This is a genomic window from Nocardioides sp. Z40_12 (assembly GCF_058215795.1).
Window position 1 is genome coordinate 113,301 of sequence record NZ_JBZAJA010000004.1, and the last position, 25,139, is coordinate 138,439.

25 protein-coding genes are annotated in these 25,139 nt (G+C 73.1%); 15 read left to right on the plus strand and 10 right to left on the minus strand.

All coding sequences use genetic code 11. The annotated features are described in order from the left end of the window. The first annotated feature begins 17 nt into the window (after window positions 1–17). The 3 genes from AC4BG9_RS09095 to AC4BG9_RS09105 all read left to right on the plus strand — a co-directional run bounded on the left by AC4BG9_RS09095 (window position 18) and on the right by AC4BG9_RS09105 (window position 3,684). Window positions 18–1,565 carry a class I adenylate-forming enzyme family protein gene (locus AC4BG9_RS09095; RefSeq protein ID WP_490570773.1) on the plus strand — a complete coding sequence of 516 codons (1,548 nt, stop codon included), beginning with the start codon at window positions 18–20 and terminating at the stop codon, window positions 1,563–1,565. A 78-nt stretch (window positions 1,566–1,643) separates the two neighbouring features. Further along, the gene (locus AC4BG9_RS09100) at window positions 1,644–2,966 is read left to right on the plus strand and encodes a DUF4437 domain-containing protein (RefSeq protein WP_490570774.1); all 1,323 of its coding nucleotides are present in this window, start codon (window positions 1,644–1,646) and stop codon (window positions 2,964–2,966) included. Between the two features lies 1 nt (window position 2,967). Then, entirely contained in the window at window positions 2,968–3,684 is a 717-nt protein-coding gene (locus tag AC4BG9_RS09105; protein ID WP_490570775.1) for a hypothetical protein, read from the plus strand. A 73-nt stretch (window positions 3,685–3,757) separates the two neighbouring features. Here the strand turns inward: AC4BG9_RS09105 and AC4BG9_RS09110 are convergent, their stop codons facing one another. From AC4BG9_RS09110 to purD, 7 genes are all read right to left on the minus strand, one after another. Next, window positions 3,758–4,855: an NAD(P)H-binding protein gene (locus AC4BG9_RS09110; RefSeq protein WP_490570776.1), complete on the minus strand. Its 1,098-nt coding sequence runs from the start codon at window positions 4,853–4,855 to the stop codon at window positions 3,758–3,760. 39 nt (window positions 4,856–4,894) lie between these two features. Then, window positions 4,895–5,215 (minus strand): Dabb family protein, encoded by a 321-nt coding sequence (locus AC4BG9_RS09115; RefSeq protein ID WP_490570777.1) that lies wholly within the window; start codon window positions 5,213–5,215, stop codon window positions 4,895–4,897. Window positions 5,216–5,244: 29 nt separating this feature from the next. Further along, window positions 5,245–6,018, minus strand: coding sequence for a maleate cis-trans isomerase family protein (locus tag AC4BG9_RS09120; protein ID WP_490570778.1), 774 nt, complete (start codon window positions 6,016–6,018; stop codon window positions 5,245–5,247). Window positions 6,019–6,148: 130 nt separating this feature from the next. After that, window positions 6,149–6,601, minus strand: a complete 453-nt coding sequence (locus AC4BG9_RS09125) for a hypothetical protein (protein WP_490570779.1) — start codon at window positions 6,599–6,601, stop codon at window positions 6,149–6,151. Window positions 6,602–6,704: 103 nt separating this feature from the next. Continuing rightward, the gene (locus tag AC4BG9_RS09130; protein ID WP_490570780.1) at window positions 6,705–7,292 is read right to left on the minus strand and encodes a DUF1707 SHOCT-like domain-containing protein; all 588 of its coding nucleotides are present in this window, start codon (window positions 7,290–7,292) and stop codon (window positions 6,705–6,707) included. Window positions 7,293–7,347: 55 nt separating this feature from the next. After that, window positions 7,348–8,766: an adenylosuccinate lyase gene (gene purB / locus AC4BG9_RS09135; protein WP_490570781.1), complete on the minus strand. Its 1,419-nt coding sequence runs from the start codon at window positions 8,764–8,766 to the stop codon at window positions 7,348–7,350. Next, a complete protein-coding gene (gene purD, locus AC4BG9_RS09140; RefSeq protein WP_490570782.1) occupies window positions 8,763–10,067 on the minus strand; it encodes a phosphoribosylamine--glycine ligase in 1,305 nt (434 codons plus the stop codon). The genes purB and purD overlap by 4 nt, the downstream gene beginning before the upstream one ends. A 97-nt stretch (window positions 10,068–10,164) precedes the next feature. Between purD and AC4BG9_RS09145 the strand changes: the two genes are divergently transcribed. Continuing rightward, window positions 10,165–10,953 carry a hypothetical protein gene (locus tag AC4BG9_RS09145; protein WP_490570783.1) on the plus strand — a complete coding sequence of 263 codons (789 nt, stop codon included), beginning with the start codon at window positions 10,165–10,167 and terminating at the stop codon, window positions 10,951–10,953. Here the strand turns inward: AC4BG9_RS09145 and AC4BG9_RS09150 are convergent. After that, a complete protein-coding gene (locus tag AC4BG9_RS09150) occupies window positions 10,944–11,786 on the minus strand; it encodes an SDR family oxidoreductase (protein ID WP_490570784.1) in 843 nt (280 codons plus the stop codon). The two genes, AC4BG9_RS09145 and AC4BG9_RS09150, sit on opposite strands and share 10 nt — an antisense overlap. A gap of 103 nt (window positions 11,787–11,889) precedes the next feature. Here AC4BG9_RS09150 and AC4BG9_RS09155 point away from each other — a divergent pair, with 103 nt between their 5' ends. Both AC4BG9_RS09155 and AC4BG9_RS09160 read left to right on the plus strand, forming a co-directional pair. Then, window positions 11,890–12,507 (plus strand): TetR/AcrR family transcriptional regulator, encoded by a 618-nt coding sequence (locus AC4BG9_RS09155; protein ID WP_490570785.1) that lies wholly within the window; start codon window positions 11,890–11,892, stop codon window positions 12,505–12,507. A 34-nt stretch (window positions 12,508–12,541) separates the two neighbouring features. After that, window positions 12,542–13,210: a DUF6891 domain-containing protein gene (locus tag AC4BG9_RS09160; RefSeq protein WP_490570786.1), complete on the plus strand. Its 669-nt coding sequence runs from the start codon at window positions 12,542–12,544 to the stop codon at window positions 13,208–13,210. A 16-nt stretch (window positions 13,211–13,226) separates the two neighbouring features. On the opposite strand, the gene AC4BG9_RS09165 is transcribed toward AC4BG9_RS09160, so the two are convergent. Further along, window positions 13,227–14,516 (minus strand): adenylosuccinate synthase, encoded by a 1,290-nt coding sequence (locus AC4BG9_RS09165; protein ID WP_490570787.1) that lies wholly within the window; start codon window positions 14,514–14,516, stop codon window positions 13,227–13,229. 188 nt (window positions 14,517–14,704) lie between these two features. Here AC4BG9_RS09165 and AC4BG9_RS09170 point away from each other — a divergent pair, with 188 nt between their 5' ends. Further along, window positions 14,705–15,616, plus strand: coding sequence for a diacylglycerol/lipid kinase family protein (locus AC4BG9_RS09170; RefSeq protein ID WP_490570788.1), 912 nt, complete (start codon window positions 14,705–14,707; stop codon window positions 15,614–15,616). Between the two features lie 18 nt (window positions 15,617–15,634). Here AC4BG9_RS09170 and AC4BG9_RS09175 read toward each other — a convergent pair whose 3' ends face one another. Further along, entirely contained in the window at window positions 15,635–16,612 is a 978-nt protein-coding gene (locus AC4BG9_RS09175) for a DNA-binding response regulator (protein ID WP_490570789.1), read from the minus strand. 245 nt (window positions 16,613–16,857) lie between these two features. Here AC4BG9_RS09175 and lysS point away from each other — a divergent pair, with 245 nt between their 5' ends. The 8 genes from lysS (at window position 16,858) to AC4BG9_RS09215 (ending at window position 25,136) form a co-directional block, all read left to right on the plus strand. Continuing rightward, complete coding sequence (lysS, locus tag AC4BG9_RS09180; RefSeq protein ID WP_490570790.1) at window positions 16,858–18,618, plus strand: lysine--tRNA ligase; 1,761 nt, start codon at window positions 16,858–16,860, stop codon at window positions 18,616–18,618. Between the two features lie 52 nt (window positions 18,619–18,670). Next, complete coding sequence (locus AC4BG9_RS09185) at window positions 18,671–18,997, plus strand: hypothetical protein (RefSeq protein ID WP_490570791.1); 327 nt, start codon at window positions 18,671–18,673, stop codon at window positions 18,995–18,997. Between the two features lie 104 nt (window positions 18,998–19,101). Continuing rightward, entirely contained in the window at window positions 19,102–20,070 is a 969-nt protein-coding gene (locus tag AC4BG9_RS09190; protein WP_490570792.1) for a hypothetical protein, read from the plus strand. Continuing rightward, complete coding sequence (locus tag AC4BG9_RS09195; RefSeq protein ID WP_490570793.1) at window positions 20,063–20,449, plus strand: hypothetical protein; 387 nt, start codon at window positions 20,063–20,065, stop codon at window positions 20,447–20,449. Before AC4BG9_RS09190 ends, AC4BG9_RS09195 begins: the two co-directional genes overlap by 8 nt. Window positions 20,450–20,462: 13 nt before the next feature. After that, a complete protein-coding gene (locus tag AC4BG9_RS09200) occupies window positions 20,463–20,888 on the plus strand; it encodes a DUF3151 domain-containing protein (RefSeq protein ID WP_490570794.1) in 426 nt (141 codons plus the stop codon). Window positions 20,889–20,915: 27 nt separating this feature from the next. Continuing rightward, window positions 20,916–22,241, plus strand: coding sequence for a hypothetical protein (locus AC4BG9_RS09205; RefSeq protein WP_490570795.1), 1,326 nt, complete (start codon window positions 20,916–20,918; stop codon window positions 22,239–22,241). 42 nt (window positions 22,242–22,283) lie between these two features. After that, window positions 22,284–23,768, plus strand: a complete 1,485-nt coding sequence (locus AC4BG9_RS09210; RefSeq protein WP_490570796.1) for a DHA2 family efflux MFS transporter permease subunit — start codon at window positions 22,284–22,286, stop codon at window positions 23,766–23,768. Window positions 23,769–23,870: 102 nt separating this feature from the next. After that, window positions 23,871–25,136: a hypothetical protein gene (locus tag AC4BG9_RS09215; RefSeq protein WP_490570797.1), complete on the plus strand. Its 1,266-nt coding sequence runs from the start codon at window positions 23,871–23,873 to the stop codon at window positions 25,134–25,136. Window positions 25,137–25,139 lie beyond the last annotated feature (3 nt).

The following is a 25,139-nucleotide window of genomic DNA, read 5'->3' on the forward strand; positions in this document are numbered from 1 at the left end:
ACCCCCAGGAGCTGCAGATGGTCATCAAGTCAGGCGGATCCCCGTTGTCGATCGTCAGCGGCCTGCGCGAGTACGCCGCGGCCACCCCGGGCGCCACCGCCGTGATCGACGGCGACCGGCGGCTGACCTACGCCGAGGTCCACGACCGCTCCAGCCGGCTGGCGCAGCACCTGCTCTCCCTGGGCCTGGCCACCGGCGACCGGGTGGCGGTCCTGCTCGGCAACCGGCTGGAGTACCCCGAGGTCGCGGCGGGGATCGCCAAGGCCGGGCTGGTGGCCGTGCCCCTCAACCCCCGGCTCACCCCGGCCGAGGCGAGCTACATCCTCGAGCACAGCGGCGGCCGGACGGTGGTGCTCGACGCCGCCCTCGGCCCGATCGTCGCCCAGCACGCCGGGGAGCACGGGCTCACCCTCCTGACCCTGGCCGCTCCGGGCGAGGGCGTGGGCGGCAGCCCCTACGAGTCCGCCCTGGCGGCCGCCTCGCCGAGCGACCCCGCCGTCGAGGTCGCGGAGAGCGACCCGTTCTGCATCACCTACACCTCCGGCACCACCGGCCGCCCCAAGGGCGTGCTGATCTCCCACCGCAGCCGGGCCCTGACCTTCATGATGAGCGCGCTGGAGTGGGGGTTGGCCAACGGCCGCGTCTCGGCGGCGGTCGCCCCGATGTACCACGGCGCCGGCTTCGCGTTCGGCTACGCCCCGGTCCACACCGGCGGCACGGTGAGCATGCTGAGCCGCTGGGACCCGGAGGCCTTCCTCGACCTCGTCGAGCGCGACCGCGTGCAGTCGGCCTTCCTCATCCCGACCCACGCGCAGGGTCTGCGCGCGCTGGGCGAGGAGGCGTTCGCCGGCCGGGACCTCTCCAGCCTGGACACGCTCTACTTCAACGCGGCGGCGCTCCCGTGGGGGCTCAAGCAGTGGGTGATGGAGCGCTTCCCCGCGTGCGGGGTGCACGAGCTCTACGGCTCGACCGAGTCGGGGATCATCACCAACCTGCGTCCGGTGCACATGCGCGAGCGCCCCGGCTCGGTCGGCCACCCGTGGTACCTGACCCAGGTCCGGATCGTCGACGACGCCGGGCAGGAGGTCGGTCCCGGCGAGCCGGGCGAGCTGTTCAGCCGCTCGCCGTTCCTGATGAACGGCTACCTCGGCGACGACGCGGCCACGGCTGCCTGCACCACCGACGACGGCTTCGTGACCTGCGGCGACATCGCGGTGCGCGACGAGGACGGCTTCATCTCGATCGTCGACCGGAAGAAGGACCTGATCATCTCCGGCGGCACCAACGTCTACCCGCGCGAGATCGAGGAGGTGCTCGCCTCGCACCCCAGCGTGCTGGAGAGCGCGGTCGTCGGGGAGCCCGACGAGCGGTGGGGCGAGACGGTGGTCGCCCACGTCGTGCTGCGGCCGGGTGCGGCGCTGGACGCCGCGGCCCTCGAGCAGCACTGCCGCGACCAGCTCGCCGGCTACAAGATCCCGCGGCGCTGGTACCCGATCGCCGTGCTGCCGCGCAACGCGGGCGGCAAGGTGCTCAAGCGGGAGCTCACGGCACCTGTCCTCACCTGATCGGGCCGGGCCGTTCCCGCGGCTCGGGCTGCATGGTTAGATATCATATATTCCCACTTTCGAGCGACGGAGGCGTACGTGCGACCCCATGTGGAACTGATCCAGGAAGACGACTACGTCTGGCATGCCGCCGAGCTGCCCGGTGGTGAGGGGCGCGCCAGCGAGCGCCGCCTCTCCGTCGACGAGGAGGACGGTTCCTCCTCGCTGCGCGTCGACTTCCACACCGACTGGGGCCGCGGCCCGGGCATCCACCACGCCAACACCGAGTACTACGTGCTCGAGGGCGAGATCGACTACGGCGGCCGCAAGATCGGCAAGGGCGGCTACGTCTACGCGCCGAAGGGCGTGCCCAACGACTACCTGCGCATCGCCGAGGGCACCAAGATCCTGCACTACCGCGAGTACGGCGACGCCGGCTTCGACCCGGTCGACTCGCTGGCCGGCGCCACCGCGTGGGCGGACGCACGCGAGGAGGTCATCGTCATCGACTCCGAGGCGATGACGTGGGACGCCGTGCCCAACCCCGGCCCGATGCCCGGGCTCTTCATCAAGTACCTCCACGTCGACCCGACCACCGGGTTCTACACCCGGCTGGTGCACGCGCAGGAGGGCTGGGCCGACCACCGCCTGGCCCACCACCCCTGCTACGAGGAGGCCTACACGACCCAGGGCCACATGGAGTACAACTTCGGCACCCTGGACCTCGGCACCTACTTCTTCCGCCCCGCGCGGGTCAAGCACGGCCACTTCACCACCATGGAGGGCGGCGCCACCTGGTTGCTGCGCTCGGACGGCGAGCTGGCCAACTGGTACACCCAGAACGAGTGGGTGCGCTGGGGCGGCGAGGGCGTCAACTACGGGCCCGAGGGCCTCGACGACAGCCCGCACCCCGCCCTGCGGTGGTCGAGCTCCACCCACGACCTGGCGGAGCCGTGGCGCACCGACGAGGACATGCGCCAGCTGACCGCCTCGTGGCAGTTCCAGAAGGACCAGGGCCGCTACGACACTCCCGTCCGGCACCACGGCTCCGGCGCCGACCGCTCCGCGATCGCGATCGCCAAGGCGCTCGACGCCTTCAACCTCCAGGGCGGGCACGGCGGGCACGAGGGTCACTCGCACGACCACGACCACGACCACGACCACTCGCACGACCACGACCACTCGCACGACCACGCGGACGAGGGGCACACCCACGAGCCGGAGGCGCGCGAGGTGATCGACCTCGACTGGGGCTGGAGCGGCCGGGAGACCGAGCACGCCGACGAGCGCACCGACTCCGGCGCCCACAACTGGGGCCAGGGCCGGCCGTGGAAGAAGGGCGACCCGATCCCCGCCCCGATCATCTCCAGCCTCCCGGTGCGCAGCCGCTCCCGCGGGCGCTGGGACGGCGACGGGATGTGAGGTGGAGGTAGCCCACGGCCTCAACGGACACACCCTGGCGATCCTGCTGCACATCCTGCTCTTCGTGTACTGGCTCGGGGGCGACCTCGGGGTCTACTACTCGAGCCGGTTCATCATCAAGCCGGAGCTGCAGCCGGAGACCCGGGCCATCGCCGCGAAGATCATGGTCGGATGTGACATGGCGCCCCGCGTGTCACTGATCCTGTTCGGCGCCAGCGGCCTGACCCTGATGTACTACGGGCCGCTCGGCGACGAGTTCTTCCTGACCGGCTGGATGCTCGCGCTGGCATGGGTCGGCACGCTCGCCTGGCTGACCGTCTCGCTGCTCGAGGCCCGCGGCGGCAACAGCCGGCGCGGGCACGTCTACCACCAGGCGGACCTCTACGTGCGCTGGGCGCTCTCCTTCGCCCTCGTCGCGGCGGGCGGCTACGCCATGGTCGTGGCGGAGCCGTTCGGGGTCGACACCAACCCGAAGTGGCTGGCCGCCAAGGTGCTGGCCTACGGCCTGTGCATCCTGTGCGGGGTGATGATCCGCCGGGCGCTCCGCCCGTTCGGGCCCGCGTTCGGGGCGCTGATGACGACCGGCTCGACTCCCGAGGTCGAGCAGGGCATCGTCGGCTCCATTCGCCGCAGCGAGCCCTGGGTCTACGGCATCTGGGCCATGGTGGTGCTGGCGGCGGTGCTCGGCGTGATCAAGCCGGGCTCCACCGCCTTCTGAGACGGCGTCCGTTGAGCGCACCGCCTGCTGGCAGGCGGTGCGCTCAACGGCGTCCGGGGCGCCTCGCGACCCCTCAGACGTCGGTGGGCATCAGGTTGGTGCCGCTCTTCATCCGCTCGCGGAAGCTGCCGGTGGGGAACTCCCGGTCCTTGAGCTTCTCCATGAACCCGCGCAGCGTCCGCTCGCCGTACGCCGGGGCGACGTGGTCGACCACCGACCAGTACTTGGCCGCCTCGAGGTAGTAGGCCACCGGCTCCAGCTTCTTGACCACCTTGCCCATCCGGGTGAGCCGGGCGATCTTCTTGTCCCAGGTGGCCATCGGGACGACGTCCCAGTCGGGCTCGCGGCCGGTCACGTCGAACATCATCTGGCCGGCTGCCTTGAGGGTGACCACGTTGTCCGGGTCCCAGGGGCCTCCGACGGGCAGCACCCGGCCGAGCGCGTCGGGGTCCAGGACCTGGTTGACGATGAACTCGGCCAGGTCCTCGCGGGCGATCGGGTTGACCACGTTGTACTCGCCGTGGTCGAAGATCCGGTACTTCTCGCCGTTCTTGACGTCGCCGAACGTCATCGAGAGGTACGGGTAGTAGGCGGTCGGCCGGATGATCGTCCAGGGCAGCGGGCCGTGGTGCTGGCCGATCAGCTCGCCCTCGACCTGCAGCTTGTAGACCTGCGGGATGAGCTCGGGCCGGTAGGCGCCGAAGTCGCTGATGTGGATGAACTGCTCGACCCGGTGCTCGACCGCGGCCTTGATCCCGTTGACCACGGCCTCGTGGTCGACCAGGCGGCACTCCTCGGCGTCGTTGGGGCGACGGCCGCTGAGCAGCGAGATGACCACCGACGTCGGGGCGGAGGCCACCGCGTCCAGCACGTCCTGCGCGCGGGTGGGGTCGCCCACCACGACCTCGACGCCGGCGAACTCGGGCTCGTCCTTCACCGCGGCGGAGCGGGCCAGCACGGCCGGCGCGTAGCCCCGGCGAGCGAGCTCCGGCAGCAGCGCGCGGCCGATGTAGCCGGTGCCGCCGAGGACGAGGACCCGCTGCCCCGTCCCGGAGCCGCGCGGCCCCGTCACGTAGGTCTGGGAGTCGGTGGTGAGCAGGCGGTCGATCAGGGCGCGACTGCGCTCCTGGGCGGATGCCACGTCAAGGTCGGTGATCGTTGAGAAGGCCATTCATAGATCATATATTGTTCTGCTCCCGGCGCCAGGGCCTCAGCCCACCGAGGTCGTCCGCACCGCGGAGTCGTCGTACTGCACGAAGGCCTTGGCGGCCAGCACGGGGGCGATGTGCTCCTTGACCACCGCGACGTGCTCGGGATGGGTCCGGTAGCCCTCCCAGTCGGAGCGGCTGTCGAACCGCATGTGGAACCGCAGGTGGGCGTTGCCCTCGATGAGCCCGGCGTCGCGGACGACCTCGGCGCCCACCAGTCCCGGGATCCGGCCGGGCAGGGCGAGCAGCCCGGCGACCACCCCGTCGACCTGGGCGTCGGTGACGCCGGCGGCGAGGGTCAGGTGACCTACGTGGTTGAACATGGCGCGTCCTCTTCTGTGGGTGGAGCGGGTCAGTGCAGCTCGAGCAGCGAGCCGTGGCCGTGGATCTTGTCGGTGATCTTGTTGACCCGGAACGCGTGCCAGGCGGTGGCCACGTTGATCGCGATCACCGGCTTGCCCAGCTCGCGCTCGAGCTCGGCGGCCACCGCGACGCACTCCAGGTTGGTGCCGCACTGGATCAGCGCGTCGACGTCCGGGCCGTCCACGGAGAGGAAGGCCTCGCGCAGGGTCTCCGGGGTCTCGTCGGCGATCGAGGTGGCCGACTCCGAGCAGAGACCGGTGATCGCGGCGACCTCGTAGCCGAGCTCGGTGAAGTAGGCGACGACCTGCTCGTCCCCCACCGGCTGGTAGGGCGTCACCACCCCGATGCGCCGCGCGCCGAACGCCTTGAGCGCCTCGCCGGCGGCGGTGGCGCCCGTCGTCACCTCGAGCCCGGTCATCTCACGGACGCCCTGCTCGAACGCCGCATTGCCGGCCACCCCGCCCCAGAAGGTCTCCGCCGACATCCCCATCACCACGTAGTCGGGCTTGCAGGTCATCACCACCGACAGCGCGTCGGGCAGCGCCTCGTTGAGGCACTCGCGGAAGGCGCCGAACGCGTCGGCGGAGTCGAGCGCCGGCGCCTTGATCATGATCCGGCCGGTGTGCCAGGAGCAGTCCTGCGGGCGCAGGTGGTGGAGCTCGCGCTCCACCGAGGTGTTGGTCGAGGGCAGGACCAGCGCGAACCGGGTCCCCTTGGTCTCGGGGGTACGCAGCACGGCGCCCTGGGCTTCAGCGACGGTCATCACGAGCTCCTCACCTCGAGCAGCCCGAGGGATCGGCGCCGCAGGTGAATAGATCATATATGCATCACCGCGCGGACGCCGGCGACAGCATGGCGCCGGGCACGTCCCGATGCCGCAGAGCGCGGTGGGCTCAGGCGTCGCGGCTGCGGCGACCGGCGGCCCACGCAGCCGCGGCGACGGCCACCAGGCCCGGGCCCGACCAGAAGGGGAGCAAGTCCCCGAAGCCGACCTCCCCGAAGCCCAGCGACTCCAGGCAGTCGGCGCTAGCCGCGCCCCACAGGAGGAGCAGCCCCGTCACCAGCACCACGACGGCGGCCGCCGGCCGGGCCGCCCTCGCGGAGAGACCCCCGGGCACCAGGAGGGTGAGAGGCACACCGAGGACCAGGCCCAGCACGGCCCCGATGAGCCCGCCGACAACTCCGAAGACCACCATCCCGGTGAGGGTGGAGGCACGCTGTGGGTCCACCACCAGCAGGGGCACCAGCCCGACGATCGGATACAGGGCGCCAAGGACGAACCCGAGGGACAGACCGGTCGGGAGCCACCACGTGTCGGGTCGCCGGGTTGAGGTCATCGCGGGCACGACCTCCACTCTTGAGCATCTGCTCAAATTCGTCAACCACCGGGGCGTACGCCGCGGCCTCGGGGTGCCGCTGCGCCAGCGCGAGCCTCCGCCGACTCCTGGGTCAGGCGTCCTCGGCCGGGCCCTGGTCGCGGCCCTGCTCGAGCTCCTTGGCGGCACGCTTCCTCGCCTTGCGCTCCAGGCGACGCACCTCCTCGGCCACCATGTCCTGGCGGTCGAAGACCGTGCGCCCGTAGTTCAGCCCGGTGCCCAGCAGCACGAACAACGGCCACGGGAAGGCCGGGTCGAAGCTCCAGCCGGACTCGATGCCCGCGGCCGCCCAGATCACCGTGCAGATCAGGGTGGCGGAGAGCATCGACCACAAGGCGTTGCGCCGCTGGTGCTCGTAGTTCTCCAACGCCTTGGCGCGGATCGTCTCGGGCGAGCCCGCGCCGGCCCGCGCGAGCCCGGTGCCGGCGCGGGGAGGCGGGGGGACCAGGTCGGCGACCAGGCCCGGCAGCTCACCCAGGGTGCGGGCGCCGGCGAGCGCCTCCGACCGCTGGTCCAGCTCGTCGCGGTCCATCCGGCCCTCGGCGTAGGCCTGGGCCAGCACCTGCGCGACGGCGTCGCGGTCACGGTCGCCGGCGCGGAGGTGGGCGTGCGCGGGCACGGTCGGGTCCAGGGGCAGCTCCGCCCACGGATCAAGACTCATCGCGGCGCCCCATGCGCCCCATCCTAGGTGGCGCCGATCACGTGCCGCGGTCGCGCTAGAGAATCGCGCCGGGGGCGTACGCCGCGGCCTCGGGGTGCCGCTGCGCCAGCTCGGCCACGCGCCGGCAGACCTCCTGGGCCTGGCCGAGCGCCGCACCGGTGAACTCGAGCGGGTCGGCGACCAGGCCGTCGATCTGCTCGCGCGTCAGGCCCAGGCGGGTGTCGGCGGCGAGCCGGTCGAAGACGTCGTTCTCGACCTGGCCCTTGCGCATGTCGAGGGCGACACCGACGGCGGCCTCCTTGATGGCCTCGTGGGCCACCTCGCGGCCGACGCCGTTGCGGACCGCCGCCATCAGCACCTTGGTGGTGGCCAGGAAGGGCAGGTAGCGGTCGAGCTCGCGCTGGATGACCGCCGGGAAGGCGCCGAACTCGTCGAGCACGGTGAGGAAGGTCTGGAAGAGCCCGTCGGCGGCGAAGAACGCGTCGGGCAGCGCGACCCGGCGGACCACCGAGTCGGAGACGTCGCCCTCGTTCCACTGGTCGCCGGCGAGCTCGCCGATCATCGACAGGTAGCCGCGGGTGACGACCGCGAGACCGTTGACCCGCTCGCAGGAGCGGGTGTTCATCTTGTGCGGCATCGCCGAGGAGCCGACCTGGCCCTCCTTGAACCCCTCGGTGACCAGCTCGATGCCGGCCATCAGCCGGATCGTGGTGGCCAGGTTGGAGGGCGCCGCCACGAGCTGGACGAGCGCGGAGAGGACGTCGAAGTCGAGCGAGCGGGGGTAGACCTGCCCGACCGAGGTGAGCACCTGGTCGAAGCCGAGGTGGGCCGCCACCCGGCCCTCGAGCTCGGCCAGCCGGCCGGCGTCGCCGTCGAGCAGGTCGAGCATGTCCTGCGCGGTGCCCATCGGGCCCTTGATACCGCGCAGCGGGTAGCGGGCCAGCAGCTCCTCGACCCGCCGGACGGCGATCAGCAGCTCGTCGGCGACGGTGGCGAACCGCTTGCCCAGCGTGGTGGCCTGGGCGGCGACGTTGTGGGAGCGGCCGGCCATCACGGTCGTCTCGTGCTCGGCGGCCAGCCGGGCGAGCCGGGCCAGGGCGGCCACCGCCCGGTCGCGGAGCAGCTCGAGGGACTGCTTGAGCTGGAGCTGCTCGACGTTCTCGGTGAGGTCGCGCGAGGTCATCCCCTTGTGGATGTGCTCGTGGCCCGCGAGCGCGCAGAACTCCTCGATCCGGGCCTTCACGTCGTGCCGGGTGACCCTTTCGCGCGCGGCGATGGAGCCCAGGTCGACCTGGTCGACGACGGCCTCGTAGGCCTCGATGACACCCTCGGGCACGTCGATGCCGAGGTCGCGCTGAGCGCGGAGCACCGCGATCCAGAGCTGGCGCTCGAGCACGATCTTGTGCTCGGGCGACCAGATGGCGGCCAGGTCGGCCCCGGCGTAGCGGTTGGCCAGGACGTTGGGGACGGTCATCGGTTCTCCTGATCGGTGGGAGCGAGGGCGGCGGCGCCCTCGACGACGCCGAGCGGCTCGGCGGCGATGTCGCGGCGCCACTGGGCACCCGGGAACGAGACGGTGGCGACCCCCTCGAAGGCCTTGGCCCGGGCGTCGGCGACGTCGGTGCCGACGGCGCGGACCGCCAGCACCCGGCCGCCGGCGGTGACCAGCTCGGTGGCTCCGCCGGCCGTCGGGCGCAGCGCGGTGCCGGCGTGGATCACGTCGACCGCGGGGTCGGCGTCGAGGGTCTCGGTGCCGACGATGACGTCACCGGCCGAGGAGGACTCCGGGTAGCCGGCCGAGGCCATCACCACGCTGACCGCGGCGCCGTCGCGGAAGCGGGGCGGCGCCACCTGGGAGAGCTCGCCGCGGGCCGCGGCCAGCAGCAGCTCGCCGAGACCGGAGTCGAGGAGGGCGAGCACGGGCTGGACGTCGGGGTCGCCGAAGCGGCAGTTGAACTCGATCACCCGCGGCCCGGCCGCGGTGAGCGCGAGGCCGACGTAGAGGCAGCCGCGGAACGGCGTCCCGCGCCGGGCCATCTCGCCGAGCGTCGGGCGGACGACGGTCTCCATCACGGTCTCGGCCAGGTCGGCCGGCGCCCAGGGCAGCGGCGAGTAGGCGCCCATGCCGCCGGTGTTGGGCCCCAGGCCGCCGTCGTAGATCCGCTTGAAGTCCTGGGCCGGCTGCAGCGGGTGGGCGGTGGTGCCGTCGCAGACCGCGAAGAGGGAGACCTCCGGGCCGTCGAGGAACTCCTCGACCACCACCCGGCCGCAGGCCGCGGCGTGGGCCAGCGCCTCGACCCGGTCGCCCGTGACCACCACGCCCTTGCCGGCCGCGAGCGCGTCGTCCTTGACGACGTACGGCGCCCCGAAGGCGTCCAGCGCGGCGGCGGCCTCCTCGGGGGTCTCGCAGACCCGGGAGCCCGCGGTCGGCACCCCGGCGGCGGCCATCACCTCCTTGGAGAACGCCTTCGACCCCTCCAGCCGGGCGGCCTCGCGGCTCGGCCCGAAGCAGGCGATCCCCCGCGCGGTGACCGCGTCGGCGACCCCCGCGACCAGCGGCGCCTCGGGGCCGACCACGACCAGGTCGACGCCCAGCCGGACAGCGAGCTCGGCGACCGCGTCGCCGTTCATCGCGTCGACGGCGTGCAGGGTGGCCACCGCGCCGATCCCGGGGTTGCCCGGCGCGGCGTGCACCTGGCTCACGGCCGGATCCCGGGAGAGGGCGAGTGCCAGGGCGTGCTCGCGGCCGCCGGTGCCGATGACGAGGGTCTTCACGTGGCGCAAGACTACGTGTCCGGGGACCCGCTCGCGTGCGCTGCTCGCGCCGGCGGGCACGAACGGCCGCTACCCTCGCCCCCCGAGGGGGGAGACGATGAGGCACAGACGCAGGACGGTCGTCGCGGTGGTCGTCGCGGCGCTGCTGGGCGGCTGCAGCTCCACGGTCGACGCCCCGGAGGCCCTGGCCGGGGTCTCCGGCGTGGCGGAGGTCGACGAGACCTGCCTCAAGGGCTCCTGCCAGGTCACCCTCGCCCTCGAGCCCACCGCCGGGGTCGACGAGGTCGTCTCCGTGCTGCGGGCCGCCCGCGACCTCGACGCCGACCAGGTCGACGTGACGGCCCAGGCCGTCGGCGGCAGGCCCGCGCAGGTGAGTCTCCTCGCGGGCTCGGCCGACACCTGGGACGCGGCGGTCGCCGAGCTGCTGCTCGACTACCGGAGAGCCTCGACGCTGGAGCGCGCGGAGATCCTCCTCAGCAGCACCGGCGCGGGGGTGGACCTGCGCAGCGACGCCGGTGCCGAGGCCTGGGAGGTGGCCGAGGACCTGTGGCCCGACGCCGACCTCGGGAAGGGGACGGTCGAGTTCTACGGCTCCTTCACCCGTGTCGACCGGTCGGTCGTGGGGCGCAGCGGCGAGTTCCCGGCCGCGCAGGTCGCACTCGCCCGCGACCTGGAGCGCGAGCTGGGCGACGCGCTGACGGGCGTCGCGGTCCGTCCCACGACGACCTACGTCGGGGTGCGCCACGCGCGACTGACCGACCGGGTCCGCAAGCTGGCCGCGCGCACCCCGGGGGCGCAGGACGCCGGGCCGCCGGAGGTCTTCGCCACCGACGCGATCCACGACTTCGCCGAGCTGGCCGACGACCCGGACGACACTCAGGCCTGACGGGCCTCCGCCTCGTAGGAGGCCCGCGCTCCCGCGTCGGCGTGGGTGAGCACCTCGTCGGCCCCCATCAGCCGGCGGGCCGCGGTCTGGAAGGGCCGCGGCAGCGCCTGGGAGAGCTTGGTGACGGGCTGGCCCCACCGCGGCGCCCACGCCTCGGGAACCGGACGGCGGATCACGTCGACGACCACCTCGGCGACCTGCTCGGGGTCGAGCGTCGGCACCCCCCGGGTGCGCGCCACCCCGGCACCCAGAGCGGTGTTGACGATCACCGGCAGCACCATCGAGACCTCCACCCCGGCAGGGGCGAGCTCGGCGCGCATCGCCTCGGTGAAGCCGACGACGGCGTGCTTGGAGGCGGAGTACGACGCCCCGTTGGGCAGGGCCACCCGCCCCACGGCCGAGGCGATGTTGACCACGTGGCCGCGGCCGCGCGCGACCATGCCCGGGGCCACGGCCCGGGTGCCGTTGATGACCCCGAAGGTGTTGACCTCGAAGATCTGCCGGGTGACCGCCGGGTCCTCGGAGAGGAACTCCCCGACCGGCATGATCCCGGCGTTGTTGACCAGCACGTCGATCGGGCCCGCGGCCGCGACGAACCGCTCCCACTCCTCGGGCTTGGTGACGTCGAGGGGGTGCCAGCGCACGCCGAGCTGCTGCGCCGCCTGCTGGAGGTGGGAGATGTCGCGGTCGCCGATGATCACCTCGGCACCGGCCGCCCGGGCCAGCCGGGCGGTCTCGGCGCCGATGCCCCGGGCCCCTCCGGTGATCGCGACGACGCGTCCCTCCAGGAAGCGGGCGCCCCCGCGGCGGCGGGTGCTCGGCGTACGGCTCATGCAGGACTCCTCGGGCGATCTGACAGGGGGCCCTGTCAGTTTCACTGTGACCCAGGTCGCTGTCAACGGGTGTCCACCGGCCGGGTTCGGGCAGGATGGGCACGTGGTCGCACCGGAGCGCAGCTATCGAGGCAGGTCGACGAGCGAGCGCGTGGCGACCAGGCGGGCCCAGCTGGTCGAGGCGACCATCGAGGTGCTCGCCCGGGAGGGCGAGTCCGGCACCACGATGACGGCCATCTGCGTGGAGGCCGGCCTCACCGAGCGCTACTTCTACGAGTCGTTCAGCAACCGCGACGACGCGATGGTCACCGCGCTGGAGACGGTCGCCGCCGAGATCGCCGACACCGCGCTGGCCGCCATGGCCGCCCACTCGCCGGAGCCCACCGCGCAGGTCCGCGCCGCCATCTCCGCGGTGGTCGACCTCCTCGCCGACTCCCCGGCGAAGGGCCGCGTCGCGGTGGTGGAGTCGACCGGGAACGCCGCGCTGCGGGCCCGCCGGCACCAGGTGCTGGCCGGGTTCGCCGACCTGGTCGGCGAGCAGGGCCAGCGGATCTTCGGCGACGCCGCCTGGCCGCCGGCGCGCGCCCGGCTCCACGGTCTCCTCTTCGCCGCGGGCTTCACCGAGGTCCTCGCCTGCTGGCTGACCGACGAGCTGCCCCTGGGCCGCGACGAGCTCGTCGAGCTGGGCAGCGACCTGATCCACGCGGTGCAGCGCCGGTAGCGGGCGAGCCCCCGGGCTCGCCATACTGCGGCGCATGTCCCTCCTCGGTCGCCTCTTCGGCGCGAAGCCCCCGACCCGCACCGCCCCCGCCGCCCCCGAGCCGGCGCTGGACCCTGAGGAGAAGGAGGGTCTGCTGGAGCACCTGCGCGAGCTCGCGGCCGTGGAGTTCCTGACCACGACCGAGCCGCTCGAGGAGCACCTCGCCGAGCTGACCTACGACGCGGTGGCCGAGGGCGTGCCGCGGGCCGAGGCCGAGGCCGCGGTCCGGGAGGAGTGGGACCGGCGGGTGCTGCTGTCCGCCGAGCGCGGCGACCAGGACATGTCCGCGGCCCTGCTGCGGGCCTTCGCCGCGCTGGAGCGCGACGGCGTCCTCGCCCGGGCCCCCCTCGGCTGGGACAACTCCGAGGGCCACCTCCTCGGCACCGAGGCCGCCCAGGAGGCCGGGGCGCACGGCTACGTCTTCTTCCACCACCAGGACGCCACCAGGCTCCTCGACGGCCCCTTCACGCTCTTCCTCCGCTACGGGGCGGCCAGCCACTCCTCCACCGAGCCGGGCAGCCGGCTCGAGGAGGACGCGGCGGTCGGCCGCCAGGTCGCCGCGGCGCTCGCCGCCGAGGGGCTGCCGGTCGACTGGGACGGCCGGGCCGAGGGAGCCATCGAGGTGCCGCAGATGGCCTGGTACGCCGCCCCCGGGCCGCGGTGACCTGGGGCGGTCGCGCTCAGTCCGGGTGGATGACCACGGTCTCCTCGCGACCCGGGCCCACGCCGACGGCCCAGATCCGGGTGCCGCTCATCTCCTCCAGCGCGGTCACGTAGCGCTGGGCGTTGACCGGCAGGTCGGCCAGGGTCCGGCAGCCGGAGATGTCCTCGCTCCACCCGTCGAGGTACTCGTAGACCGGCTTGGCGTGGTGGAACTCGGTCTGGGTCATCGGCATCTCGTCGTGCCGGACGCCGTCGATCTCGTAGGCCACGCAGACCGGGATGCGCTCCCAGCCCGAGAGCACGTCGAGCTTGGTCAGGAAGAGGTCGGTCAGGCCGTTGACCCGGGTGGCGTAGCGGGCGATCACCGCGTCGTACCAGCCGCAGCGGCGGTCCCGCCCGGTGGAGACCCCGACCTCGCCGCCGACCCGCCACAGCTTCTCGCCGTCCTCGTCGAAGAGCTCGGTCGGGAACGGCCCGGAGCCGACCCGGGTGGTGTAGGCCTTGATGACGCCGATGATCCGGTCGATCCGGGTGGGCCCGACCCCCGCGCCCACGCAGACGCCGCCGGCGACCGGGTTGGAGGAGGTCACGAAGGGATAGGTGCCGTGGTCGACGTCGAGCATCGTCGCCTGCGCGCCCTCGAAGAGGACGGTCTTGTCGTCGTCGAGCGCCTTGTTGATGAGCAGCGAGGTGTCGGCCACCATCGGCCGCAGCCGCTCGGCGTACGACGTCAGCTCCTCGACCACCGCGTCGACCTCGATCGCCCGGCGGTTGTAGACCTTGGTCAGCAGCTGGTTGCGCACGTCGAGGGCACCCTCGACCTTCTGGGTCAGGATCTTCTCGTCGAAGAGGTCGGCGATCCGGATGCCGAGGCGGTTGACCTTGTCGGCGTACGCCGGGCCGATGCCGCGACCGGTGGTGCCGATCTTGTTCTTGCCCAGGAACCGCTCGGTCACCTTGTCGATGGTCGAGTGGTAGGACGCGATCACGTGGGCGTTGGCACTGACCACCAGCCGGGCGGGCTCCACGCCGCGCTCCAGCAGGGCGTCGAGCTCGCGGAAGAGCGCCTCCGGGGAGACGACGACCCCGTTGCCGATCACGCAGGTGGCCCCCGGGGTGAGGATGCCGCTGGGCAGCAGGTGCGTGGCGAACTTCTCGCCGCCGACCACGATGGTGTGGCCGGCGTTGTGGCCGCCGCTGGTGCGGACCACGAAGTCGATGTTGTCGGTGGTGGCAGCGAGCAGGTCCGTCGCCTTGCCCTTGCCCTCGTCGCCCCACTGGGCGCCCAGGATGATGATCGCGGGCATCGCAGCCCCCCTGACTCGTAGTGCAGGACGGTTCGCACCGACCCGCACAAAGAAAACAGCTCCGGCACAAGTGCACCGGAGCTCTTGCGCCAGGACTCTACCAAACCGGTCGCAACCCCCGCCCGGGGCGAGGCCGCCGCCGCGGGACGCCGGGCCGCAGCCGTCCCTCTCCGATACTGTCCGACCCCATGGACTCGTTCCTCGTGATCACCAACTCCGGAGCCGGCACCGCCGACCAGGAGGCGCTCGACACCGCCCTCACGGTGCTCCAGGGCAAGGTGTCGGTCGAGGTGACGGCGACCAGCAACCCCGGCGAGCTCGACGGCGTCCTCCACCGCGCCGGCTCCCGGCCGATCGTCGTGGCCGGGGGCGACGGCAGCCTGCACGCGGTGGTCTCGGTGCTGCACCGCCGCAACGAGCTCAAGGACAAGGTGCTGGGCCTGCTGCCGCTCGGCACCGGCAACGACTTCGCCCGCGCCATGGGCATCCCCCTGGACCCGGCCGAGGCGGCCGACGTGCTGGTCTCCGGCTCCGACCGGCCCGTCGACCTGCTGGTCGACGAGGTCGGCGGCGTGGTGGTCAACCAGGTCCACGTCGGCGCGGGCGCCCAGGCCAGCCGCCGTGGCGCCCGCTGGAAGGAGCGGCTCGGCTCGGTGGGGGCCGGCAAGGTCAACCTCGGCAGGCTGGGCTACCCGATCGGCGCCCTCCAGGCGGCCTTCCTGCCCCCGTCGCTGCGGATGCGGGTCGAGGTGGACGGCCGGGTGGTCAACGACTTCGACCGTCCCGTGCTGATGGTGGCCGTGGGCAACGGCACCTCGGTGGGGGGCGGCACCGAGCTGACCCCCGACGCGGACGCCGAGGACGGGCTCATCGACGTGATGATCTCCGGCGCGGTCGGCCCGGTCGAGAAGCTCAGCTACGCCCTCCAGCTGGTCCGCGGGCGCCATCGTCAGCACGACGAGGTCACCTACCTGCGCGGCCGGGTCGTCACCGTCTCGGGCGAGGAGTTCTTCGCCTCCGCCGACGGCGAGATCTACGGCCCGGAGCGGAGCCGCACCTGGCGGCTCGAGCAGGCGGCGTACTCCATGATCCTGCCCTGAGCCTCGCCCCCGGCCCGCTCAGATCCAGCCACGGCGGGCCGCCTCCACCCCCGCCTGGAAGCGGGTGTCGACCCCGAGCTCGATCATCACCTCGGCGATGCGCCGGCGCACCGTGCGCAGGCTGACGCCCAGCGTCCGGGCGATCTGCTCGTCGCGGGCCCCGGCGGCCAGCTCGCTGAGCAGCAGCCGGCGTCCGGGGTGCCTGGCCTCGCCGCCGGTCAGGGCCGGCAGCGGCACGGCCTGGTCCCAGAGCCGGTCGAAGTAGCCGATCAGCAGCTCGACCACCGCCGGGTGACGCATCACGATGCGGCGGTCGTTGGAGACCCCGGGCGGGTCGGGGAAGAGCGCCCGGTCCTCCCCCACGATGGCCAGCCGGGTCGGCACCTCGGGGAGCACCCGCACCTGCTCCCCCGCGGCCAGACGGGCCAGCAGCACCTGCGGCACCTCCTTGACGGCGCGGACCGGATAGATCGTGCGCACCGCCCGGCCCTGGTGCAGCGCCTTGGCCACCGCCGCGAACATCACCGGCTCGCTCGGCAGCTGCCACTGGTCCGGGCGCAGGATGAGCACGTCACCGGTGCCCTGCTCGATCCAGGGCACCAGGACCGAGCCGACCGACGCCCCCTCGAGGACCTCACCGTCGACCCACTCGTGGCCGGCCCTCACCACCTGGCGCGGTCGCTCGACCAGCGAGGTCGGGATCGCCTGGACCAGCTGGTCCAGGCGCGCGGCGGCCGCGGTCAGCGTCCGGCTCTCGTGGAGCAGCAGCTCGGCCACCGCGGCACCCGGCAGGGCGATCCGGAGCACCCCCTCGTCGACGCGCACCATTCCCTGGGCGACCAGCGGGCCGATCTCGGCCAGCAGCTCCCCGGGCTCGCGCATCAGGCTGCGGGCGACGTCGGCCACGTCGGCCCCGTCGGCGGCGCGCAGCTGGTGGTAGAGCCGCAGCGCGGCGGGGGTCAGCTGGAGCGCGGTGGCCAGGGCCCGGTCCTTCATGTTGGCACTTTAGTGCCAATGGCAATAAGTCCCCGAAGGTCGGCGCGCGCCCGTGCTCACAATGGGTTCCACGCGGCTCGTGGGGACAAGCGCCGCGGAGGTCCGGCATCCGGGGGGAGCCGGACCGTCAAACGTCTCGGGGAGCGTGCGCGGCAGCGCCGGAATCGAGCAGGGGACGATTCCGGCGCCGCGACGCCCGCCCGGTAGCGTGAGCGGCCCACCCGCACACAGCAGGAGCAGCCCTCGTGTCACGTCGCACCCCACAGGCAGAGCCCAGGCCCGGGCAGAGCACCGGCCCGGTCGACTGGGTGACCCGCGCCGCCGACGAGGCCGTCCGCCACGCGGGGCCGGAGACGATCAGCGAGGACAACCCGGTGACCTGCGCCTCGGGCGCCTCGCCGTCGGGCCCGGTCCACCTGGGCAACCTGCGCGAGTTCCTCACCGTCCACTTCGTCGCCGACGAGCTGCGCCGCCGCGGCGTCCCGGTGCGCCACCTCCACTCGTGGGACGACTACGACCGTCTCCGCAAGGTGCCGGCCGGCGTCCCGGCCTCCTGGTCGGAGCACATCGGCCGGCCGCTCTCCGCCGTCCCGGACCCGTGGGAGTGCCACGAGTCGTGGGCCGAGCACTTCAAGGCACCGCTGCGCGACGCCCTGGCCGAGATGGGCGTCGAGATGGAGGAGGTCTCCCAGACGCAGATGTACAAGTCGGGCGCCTACCGCGAGCAGATCCTCACCGCCGTCCGCAACCGCGACCGCATCGAGGACGTCCTCTCCCGCTACCGGACCAAGGCGAAGCCGCCCGAGCCGGTCTCCGAGCAGGAGGCCGAGGCGCTCGAGGAGTCGGTGGCCGAGGCCGACGAGACGGCCGCCGCGGAGGCCGCCGTCCCGGGCACCGGTCCCGACCTGGCCCGGTTCCCGTTCAAGCCCTACTGCCGCGAGTGCGGCCGCGACACCACCACCGCCACGTCGTACGACGACGACACCACCGACCTCGCCTACACCTGCTCGTCCTGCGGCTTCACCGGCGTCACCAACCTGGCCACCCAGGACGAGGGCAAGCTCGTCTGGAAGGTCGACTGGCCGATGCGCTGGACCTTCGAGGGCGTCAACTTCGAGCCCGGCGGCGCCGACCACGCCACCCCCGGCTCCTCCTACACCGTCGGCAAGGACGTGGTGAAGGTCTTCGGCGGCAAGGCGCCGTCGTTCGTCGCCTACGGCTTCGTCGGCTTCGCCGGCATGCAGAAGATGTCCTCGTCGGCCGGCGGCGTGCCGACCGCCACCGACGCCCTGCGGGTGCTGGAGGCGCCGATCCTGCGCTGGCTCTACGTGCGCCGCGCGCCCAAGCAGACCTTCAACATCGACTTCGGCCCCGAGGTCGTCCGGCTCTACGACGAGTGGGACGCGCTGGGCCGCAAGGCGGCCGACCCCGCCAAGCGCGACGCCGCGGTGCTCGCCCACGAGCGGGCCGTCGGCCCGGCGAGCGGCCCGCTGCCCACCTCCGCGGTCAACGTGCCCTTCCGCACCCTCTCCTCCGTCGCGGACGTGACCGCCGGGTCGGCCGACCTGATCAGCGCGGTGATCGGGCGCGTCGGGTTCGCCCACGACTCGGTCGCCGACCTCGAGCCGCGCCTGTCCAAGGCCATGCAGTGGACGAGCGAGTTCGTCCCGGCCGAGGACCGCACCGTCGTCCGGGAGACCCCCGACACCGAGCGGCTCGCCGCCCTCGAGCCGCGCGAGCGGCAGTGGCTCGACCTGCTGCTCGAGCACCTGCCCGCCCAGCTGGAGCTGGAGCCGGTCACCACCGTGGTCTACGGCGTGCCCAAGCTGGCCCACGGCCTGGCGGTCGACGCCGCCCCCACCGACGAGGTCAAGGCCGACCAGAAGGAGTTCTTCCGGCTCCTCTACAACCTGCTGGTCGGCAAGGACCGCGGACCGCGCCTGCCCACGCTGATCGTCGCGCTCGGCGCGGAGAAGGTGCGCACGCTGCTCTCCATGCCATCCTGAGGGCCGACGAGCCAGGCCGCAGAGCCAGGCCGAGCGAGGCGAGGAGCACAGCATGGGCGGGGACCCCCTTCACCCCCTCGACGTCCCCGCGGACACCAGCAACGCCGGCGTCTTCGGCTGGATGGCGGAGTCGCTCGGGCGCTCCTACGCCCTGCGGCTGGCCGCCTTCGTCGCCCTCCTCTCGGCCGTCGTGGCTGCCCTGAGCACGGACGCTCCGGGCGCCCTGAGGGTGGCGACCATCGTGGTGGGGGTCGCCCTCACCTTCGCGCTGCTCCTCTCCCAGCTCGGCAGCTGGCGGCGCAGCTACCAGTGGTTCCTCATCCTGGCCGTCCTGCTGACGACCGGGGCGCTCTTCGCCTCCGTCGTCCGCCTGGGCTGAGCGGCGGTCCTCGCCCCTTCCGCCACCGCGGGTTTCAGGCAGCCCGGTGCGGGTATTCCCGGCGCATCGACGATGCGTGACGGGGGAGTCGGATGAGCGCAGGCATGAGAGTCGAGCTGGCCGATCTGCGCGGCTACGCCGACGTGATCGACGAGATCGCCGGGTACCTGAAGAAGATGGCGGCGCACGCGGAGTCGCACTGCTCGCGCACCGACTTCGGCCCGCTCCTCGACCCGATGTACGCCGCCTACGGCTCGCTGGTGCCCCAGATGCACGCGATGCTCGCGGACCAGACCGCCCTGATGGGCTCGTGCGCGAGCGCGGTCGACGCGACGCTGCTCGACCTGCGCAGCACGGACGCGGCCGAGGCCCGGCGCTACGGCGGCACCGGCGCGGTCAGCGACGACGGGCGCAGCGCCGCGTTCTACGGCAACCCCTTCACCGACTTCAAGGCACCCTCGCCGAAGGAGGGAGAGCTGCCGGAGATCAGCCTCGGCTTCCCCTTCGACCAGCTGGCGTGGGCCCTGGAGAAGGTCTGCGGCTTCGACGTGCGTCGCGAGCTCACCGACCTGCTCGTGGGCGACGTCGTCGAGGTCTCCAAGCAGGCCTCGGCCTGGTACGCCGTCGGCTCGGGGGCCTCCAGCTACTCCTGGTACCTGAAGAACGCCAACACCACGATCTCCCGCACCTGGCGGGGCGAGGCCGCCGAGACCACCCGGGCGACCATGCAGACCTGGGTGGAGACCCTGGACCGGCAGGGGGCCGACTTCGACCAGGTGGCCAAGCACCTCGAGGAGGTCGCCGCCGACGCCGTCACCATGGCCCAGCTCGCGGTGGACGTCATCAAGATGGCGATGGACCTGATCGCCAGTGCCTGGTCGGTGCAGTGGATCCCGGTCTACGGGCAGGCCAAGTTCGCGAAGAAGGCGTGGGACGCCTTCCACCTGGTCAAGAAGGGCTGGGACAAGCTCCAGGAGTTCCTCGACGTCCTCGGTCTCGTCGTGGGCGCGCTCGAGGTCCTCTACGACGCGCTCAACCCCGCCGAGCTGCCGAAGGCGGTGGGCCGTGGCTGAGCGGCGGCCCGAGCTGCCCGCCGAGCTCGTGTCGGCCCGGCAGCGGTTCCGCCGCGAGGCCGCGGAGCTGCGCGCGGAGCTGGCTGCCCTCAGGGAGCGCCCGCTCCTCACCGAGGAGGAGAAGGCGCAGCTGACCGAGATCGCCGAGCGCGGCGAGATGGGCGACCGGATGCGCGACTTCGCCCGGGAGGTGCGCGACGGGGAGGCCGACTGGGAGGGCTTCGTGCGGCGTACCGACGGGCGTGCCCCGCTCTTCGAGGACCTCGTCGCAACGTCGGAGGAGCGGTTCCGCGACGAGGTCGAGGAGGCCCTGGTCCGCTCCGAGCCACCGCCGTGGATCGCCGACCCCCGCCCGGCGACGTGGCCGCCCGGCGGGTGACATGCTGGGGCGCATGAACACCGATCTCCCCCGCCAGGACCTGATGGCCGGTCCCCCCGCCACCCGCCTCCCCGAGGACCCGGCCGCCGCCGAGCTCGCCGCCGGTGAGGCCCCGGCCACCGCGGTGCGCCACCACCCCGCCTCCCCCTTCGCCTGGGCGGCGATGGCCGAGCAGGCCCGCGACGCCGGCGCCGACGACGTGACGGTCTACGCCTACTCCCGCGTCGGCTACCACCGCTCGCTGGACATGCTGCGCCGCAACGGCTGGAAGGGCCACGGCCCGGTGCCGTGGGAGCACGAGCCCAACCGCGGCTTCCTCCGCTCGCTCGCCCTGCTGGCTCTCTCGGCTCGCGCGATCGGCGAGACCGAGGAGTGGGAGCGCTGCTCGGAGTTCCTGCGAGACTCCAGCCCCGCGGCGTACGACGCGCTGCTGGGCTGAGGAAACTGGGGGCGGGGGACGGACGTGGTGACGATCACGCGCAGGAATCACGGTGCGGCCCTCCGCGCCTCCCGGCGCGTCGGCGGCGGACTCGTCGTCGGTCTCGTGGCCCTGCTGCTGGGTGCATCGACCGCGCTGCCGGCGGCCGCGACCCGGGCCGAGCCCGGCGACCCGACGTGGCGGAGCACCCCCCGGATCCAGGGCTGGTTCACGCCCGCGCCCCTGTTCGAGGACTCCTCCGCCCCCGCCCTCGACCCGCGCTCCGGGGACCTGTTCGTCCCCACCGTCGAGGGCTCCGGACTTGGCCGACCGACGATCTCTCGGATCGACGGACGCACCGGTCGGGTGGAGTGGACTCGCCGCCACGGCCCCGACGCAGCTCACATCCACCACTTCGTGCTCGACCCCACGCAGCAGCGGCTGGTGGCCGGCGGCACCGAGCCCGACGCAGAGGGCTACGCCCACGGCGCGGTGACGGTGCGCGACCTCGAGGGCCGGCTGCTGTGGCGGGTCGTCGACCCCACGGGCCTCCGCCCGGCCATGACCCACCAGGTGGCCACCGACCCGGTCAGCGGCCAGGTCTGCATGCTCTCCCGGAACTTCTCCCTGATCGCTCACTCGGACCCCACCTGGAGCCTGGCGTGCTTCACCGGCACCGGGTCCCTGGTCTTCGCCCGCACGGGGTTCTCCCCCGACCCCCCGGACCGCCTGGTCATCGACCCCGTGACCCACCGGGTCGTGGTCGTGGGAGGCCCGCGGGGACACCGCCCCGGCGTCATGGTCCTCAGCGCGGACGGCGAGCTGCTGTGGCAGCACGAGCTCGAGCGAGGCTTCTCCGTCCGGGACGTCCGGCTCGACCCCGAGCGCGGCCTGCTCCACGTCGCGGGAGCCCGCGGGCGCGTCGCCCGACTCGTGACGAGCGACCTGGACGGCACGGCCGTCCGCCGCGTCGGACTGCGAGCGGCGGCCTCGCTCGACTCGAGCGTGATCACCGCGTCGGTGCGACCCCGCGACGGTCGCGTCGTCGTGGCCGGCGCCAGCGCGGGGTCGCTGCACCTGCTGACCGTCCGCCCCGGCGGGGGCGTGCGGCGGACTTCGACGCCCGGCTTCACCTGGCAGGCGCGGGTCACTGCCGACCCGGTCACCGGACGGCTCTACGCAGTCGACCGACGGCGCCGCGAGCTCGTCGTCACCGCGCTCAGCCGCTCCGGGCGACGCCTCTGGGAGCACCGGATGCCCGAGGGCAAGAGCTACGGCGGAGCCTCCGGCGGGGTCCTGGACGTGCGACGCGACCGCTTCACCTTCGCCCGCAACCGGACCTACGTCACCGAGCTCGTCCAGCTGCGAAGCTGACCTTCGGGCCCCTCCTCACCGGGGACGAGGCATGATCTGTCGGTGACCCAGACCGTTCGCCCGGCCGCAGCGCCGTCGCTCCCCGAGAACCCCTGGCCCGCCCTGTGGGCCCTCTGCCTGGGGTTCTTCATGATCCTGGTCGACACCACGATCGTCACGGTCGCGACCCCGTCGATCATGGAGGACCTGGACGCCGACGTGAACTCGGTGGTGTGGGTGACCAGCGCCTACCTGCTCGCCTACGCCGTCCCGGTGCTGATCACCGGGCGGCTGGGCGACCGCTACGGCCCCAAGCGGCTCTACCTCGTCGGGCTGGTCGTCTTCACCCTCGCCTCGCTGTGGTGCGGGCTCACCGGCACCATCACCGGCCTGGTGCTCGCCCGGGTCGCGCAGGGGCTGGGGGCGGCGATGATGACGCCGCAGACGATGGCGGTGATCACCCGGATCTTCCCGGCCGACCGCCGGGGCAGCGCGATGGCGCTGTGGGGCGCCACCGCCGGCGTGGCCACCCTGGTCGGCCCGATCCTGGGCGGCGTGCTCGTGGACGCGGCGGGCTGGGAGTGGATCTTCTTCATCAACGTGCCGGTCGGGATCGTCGCCTACGTGCTGGCCTGGCGGCTGGTCCCCCAGTTGGACACCCACCCGCACCGGTTCGACTGGCTCGGCGTCGCGCTCAGCGGGGCGGGAATGTTCCTGCTGGTCTTCGGCCTCCAGGAGGGCCAGACCTACGACTGGGGCACGATCACCGGGCCGATCACGGTGTGGGGGCTGATCATCACCGGGCTGGTGGTGCTGGGCCTCTTCGTCTGGTGGCAGGCCCGCAACCGACGCGAGCCGCTGGTGCCGCTGAGCCTGTTCGCCGACCGCAACTTCTCCCTGGCCAACCTGGCGATCGCCACCGTCAGCTTCGGCTTCACCTCCATGGGCTTCCCGTTGATGCTCTACGCCCAGCTCGTCCGGGGCTGGTCCCCCACCCAGTCCGGCCTGCTCCTGGTCCCGCTGGCCGTGGGCTCGATCCTGCTCGCTCGACCCGTCGGCCGGCTGAGCGACCGGGTGCACCCGCGCCTGCTCACCTCGTTCGGCTTCCTGGCCATGGGTGGGGCGCTGATCTGGCTCGCGACGATCATGGCCCCGCGCACTCCCGTGTGGCAGCTGCTGGTCCCGCTCGCCCTGCTGGGTGTCGGCAGCTCCTTCCTCTGGTCGGTGCTCAGCACCACCGCCAACCGCAACCTGCCGGTCCAGCAGGCCGGCGCCGGGGCGGGCGTCTACAACGCCACCCGCCAGGTCGGCGCCGTGCTGGGCTCGGCCGCGATCGCCGTCCTGATGCAGTCCCGACTCGCGGCCAACGGGCTCGGTGGCCACGGCGGAGGCTCCCCGGAGACCGCGATGGCGGGCGGCGGACTTCCCGAGCAGGCCTGGCCGGCCTTCAGCCAGGCGATGGGTGAGTCGCTGCTGCTGATCCCGGCGGTGCTGGTGCTCGGCCTGCTCGCCGCCGTGTCCTTCGAGGGGATGAAGCACCAGCGCTGAGAGACAGGGACCGGGACGGGTTTTCGACGACCCCGTCCCGGGGACAACCCCTGGGACCACCCGCGAGTCTCCCTGTGACTCGCACCGATCTCGGAGGTTCCGATGAGACCCACCACCGCCCGCACGCTGGTCGCGGCAGCCCTGCTTCCCGGCCTGCTCGGCCTGGGCCTGTCCGGCGTCGCCGCACCCGCGGCCGGGCAGGAGGGCGAGGACCGCGCGCCGCTGTGGCGCACCGATCTTCCCGGCGTCCTGCACTCCTACGACCTGGGGTTCGAGGACGGGGCGGTGCTCGACCCCGCGACCGGCGACGTCCTCGCGCACTTCCACGACACCTCCGTGCCGACCGCCCGCACCCGGGTCCGGCGTACCGACGGGGAGACCGGCGAGACGGTCTGGGAGCTCGGACTCGGAGGCGTCGGGTCCTCCAGCACCGAGATGACGATCGACCCCGACGGGGGCCAGGTCGTGGTCTCGACGGGCTCGAGGGTCTACGGGATCGGGCTGGACGGCGAGGTGCGCTGGACCGTCCGGTCGCGCCTGATGGGATTCGGGGCCGACCTCGTGACCAACCCGGCGACCGGCATCAGCTGCCTGACCGGCCACTACGACAACGCCGAGGTCGGCAGGAGGGCCCGCGCCACCTGGTACCTGGCCTGCTACGACCGGGACGGCAACCCCGTGGTCACCCGCCGCTTCGAGCACCGTGGGCTCACCTCCGGGCCCACCGCACTGGGGGTGGACCCCGAGCGAGGCACCTGGTACGTCGCGGGCACCCACCACGTGGTGGGAGGCGGCTCCCGGACGGTGCTGCTCGCCTATCGCGAGGGCGGCAAGCGCCTGTGGCAGGCGACCCGGGACCACCGAGACCGGCGCGCGCGGGTGACCGACCTCGAGGTCGGCGCCGGCGGCGTGGTCCACGTGGGGGGCGGTCGCCGGGCCGGCGCCACCCTGGTCAGCTGGACCGCCGACGGGCGACCGTGGGGCGAACGGAGCTGGAAGTCGGGCCGCATCGTGGAGGACCTGGCCGCCGACGCCCCTGGCCGGCGCGTCGTCGCCGCGCTGGACACCCGCAGGGGGACGCAGGTGCGGGTGCTGCGCCCGCGCGGCCGGACCCTGAGCACGTTCGAGCAGGTGGACCGCTGGGGCGAGGACGCGGTCCTGGCCCTCGACCCGGGCAGCGGCCGGATCTTCGTCTCCGACGGCCACGTGGCCGCCTACACCTGGGAGGGCACGGCCCAGTGGCAGGGCGCCGAGCGGAGGCTCCGCACCGAGGCGCTTCTGGTCGACCCGGCACGCGACCGGGTGATCGTGCTGGCGAACTCGTTCGACCCGTTCGCCCAGATGCACCTGAGCGCCTACCAGCGCTGACGC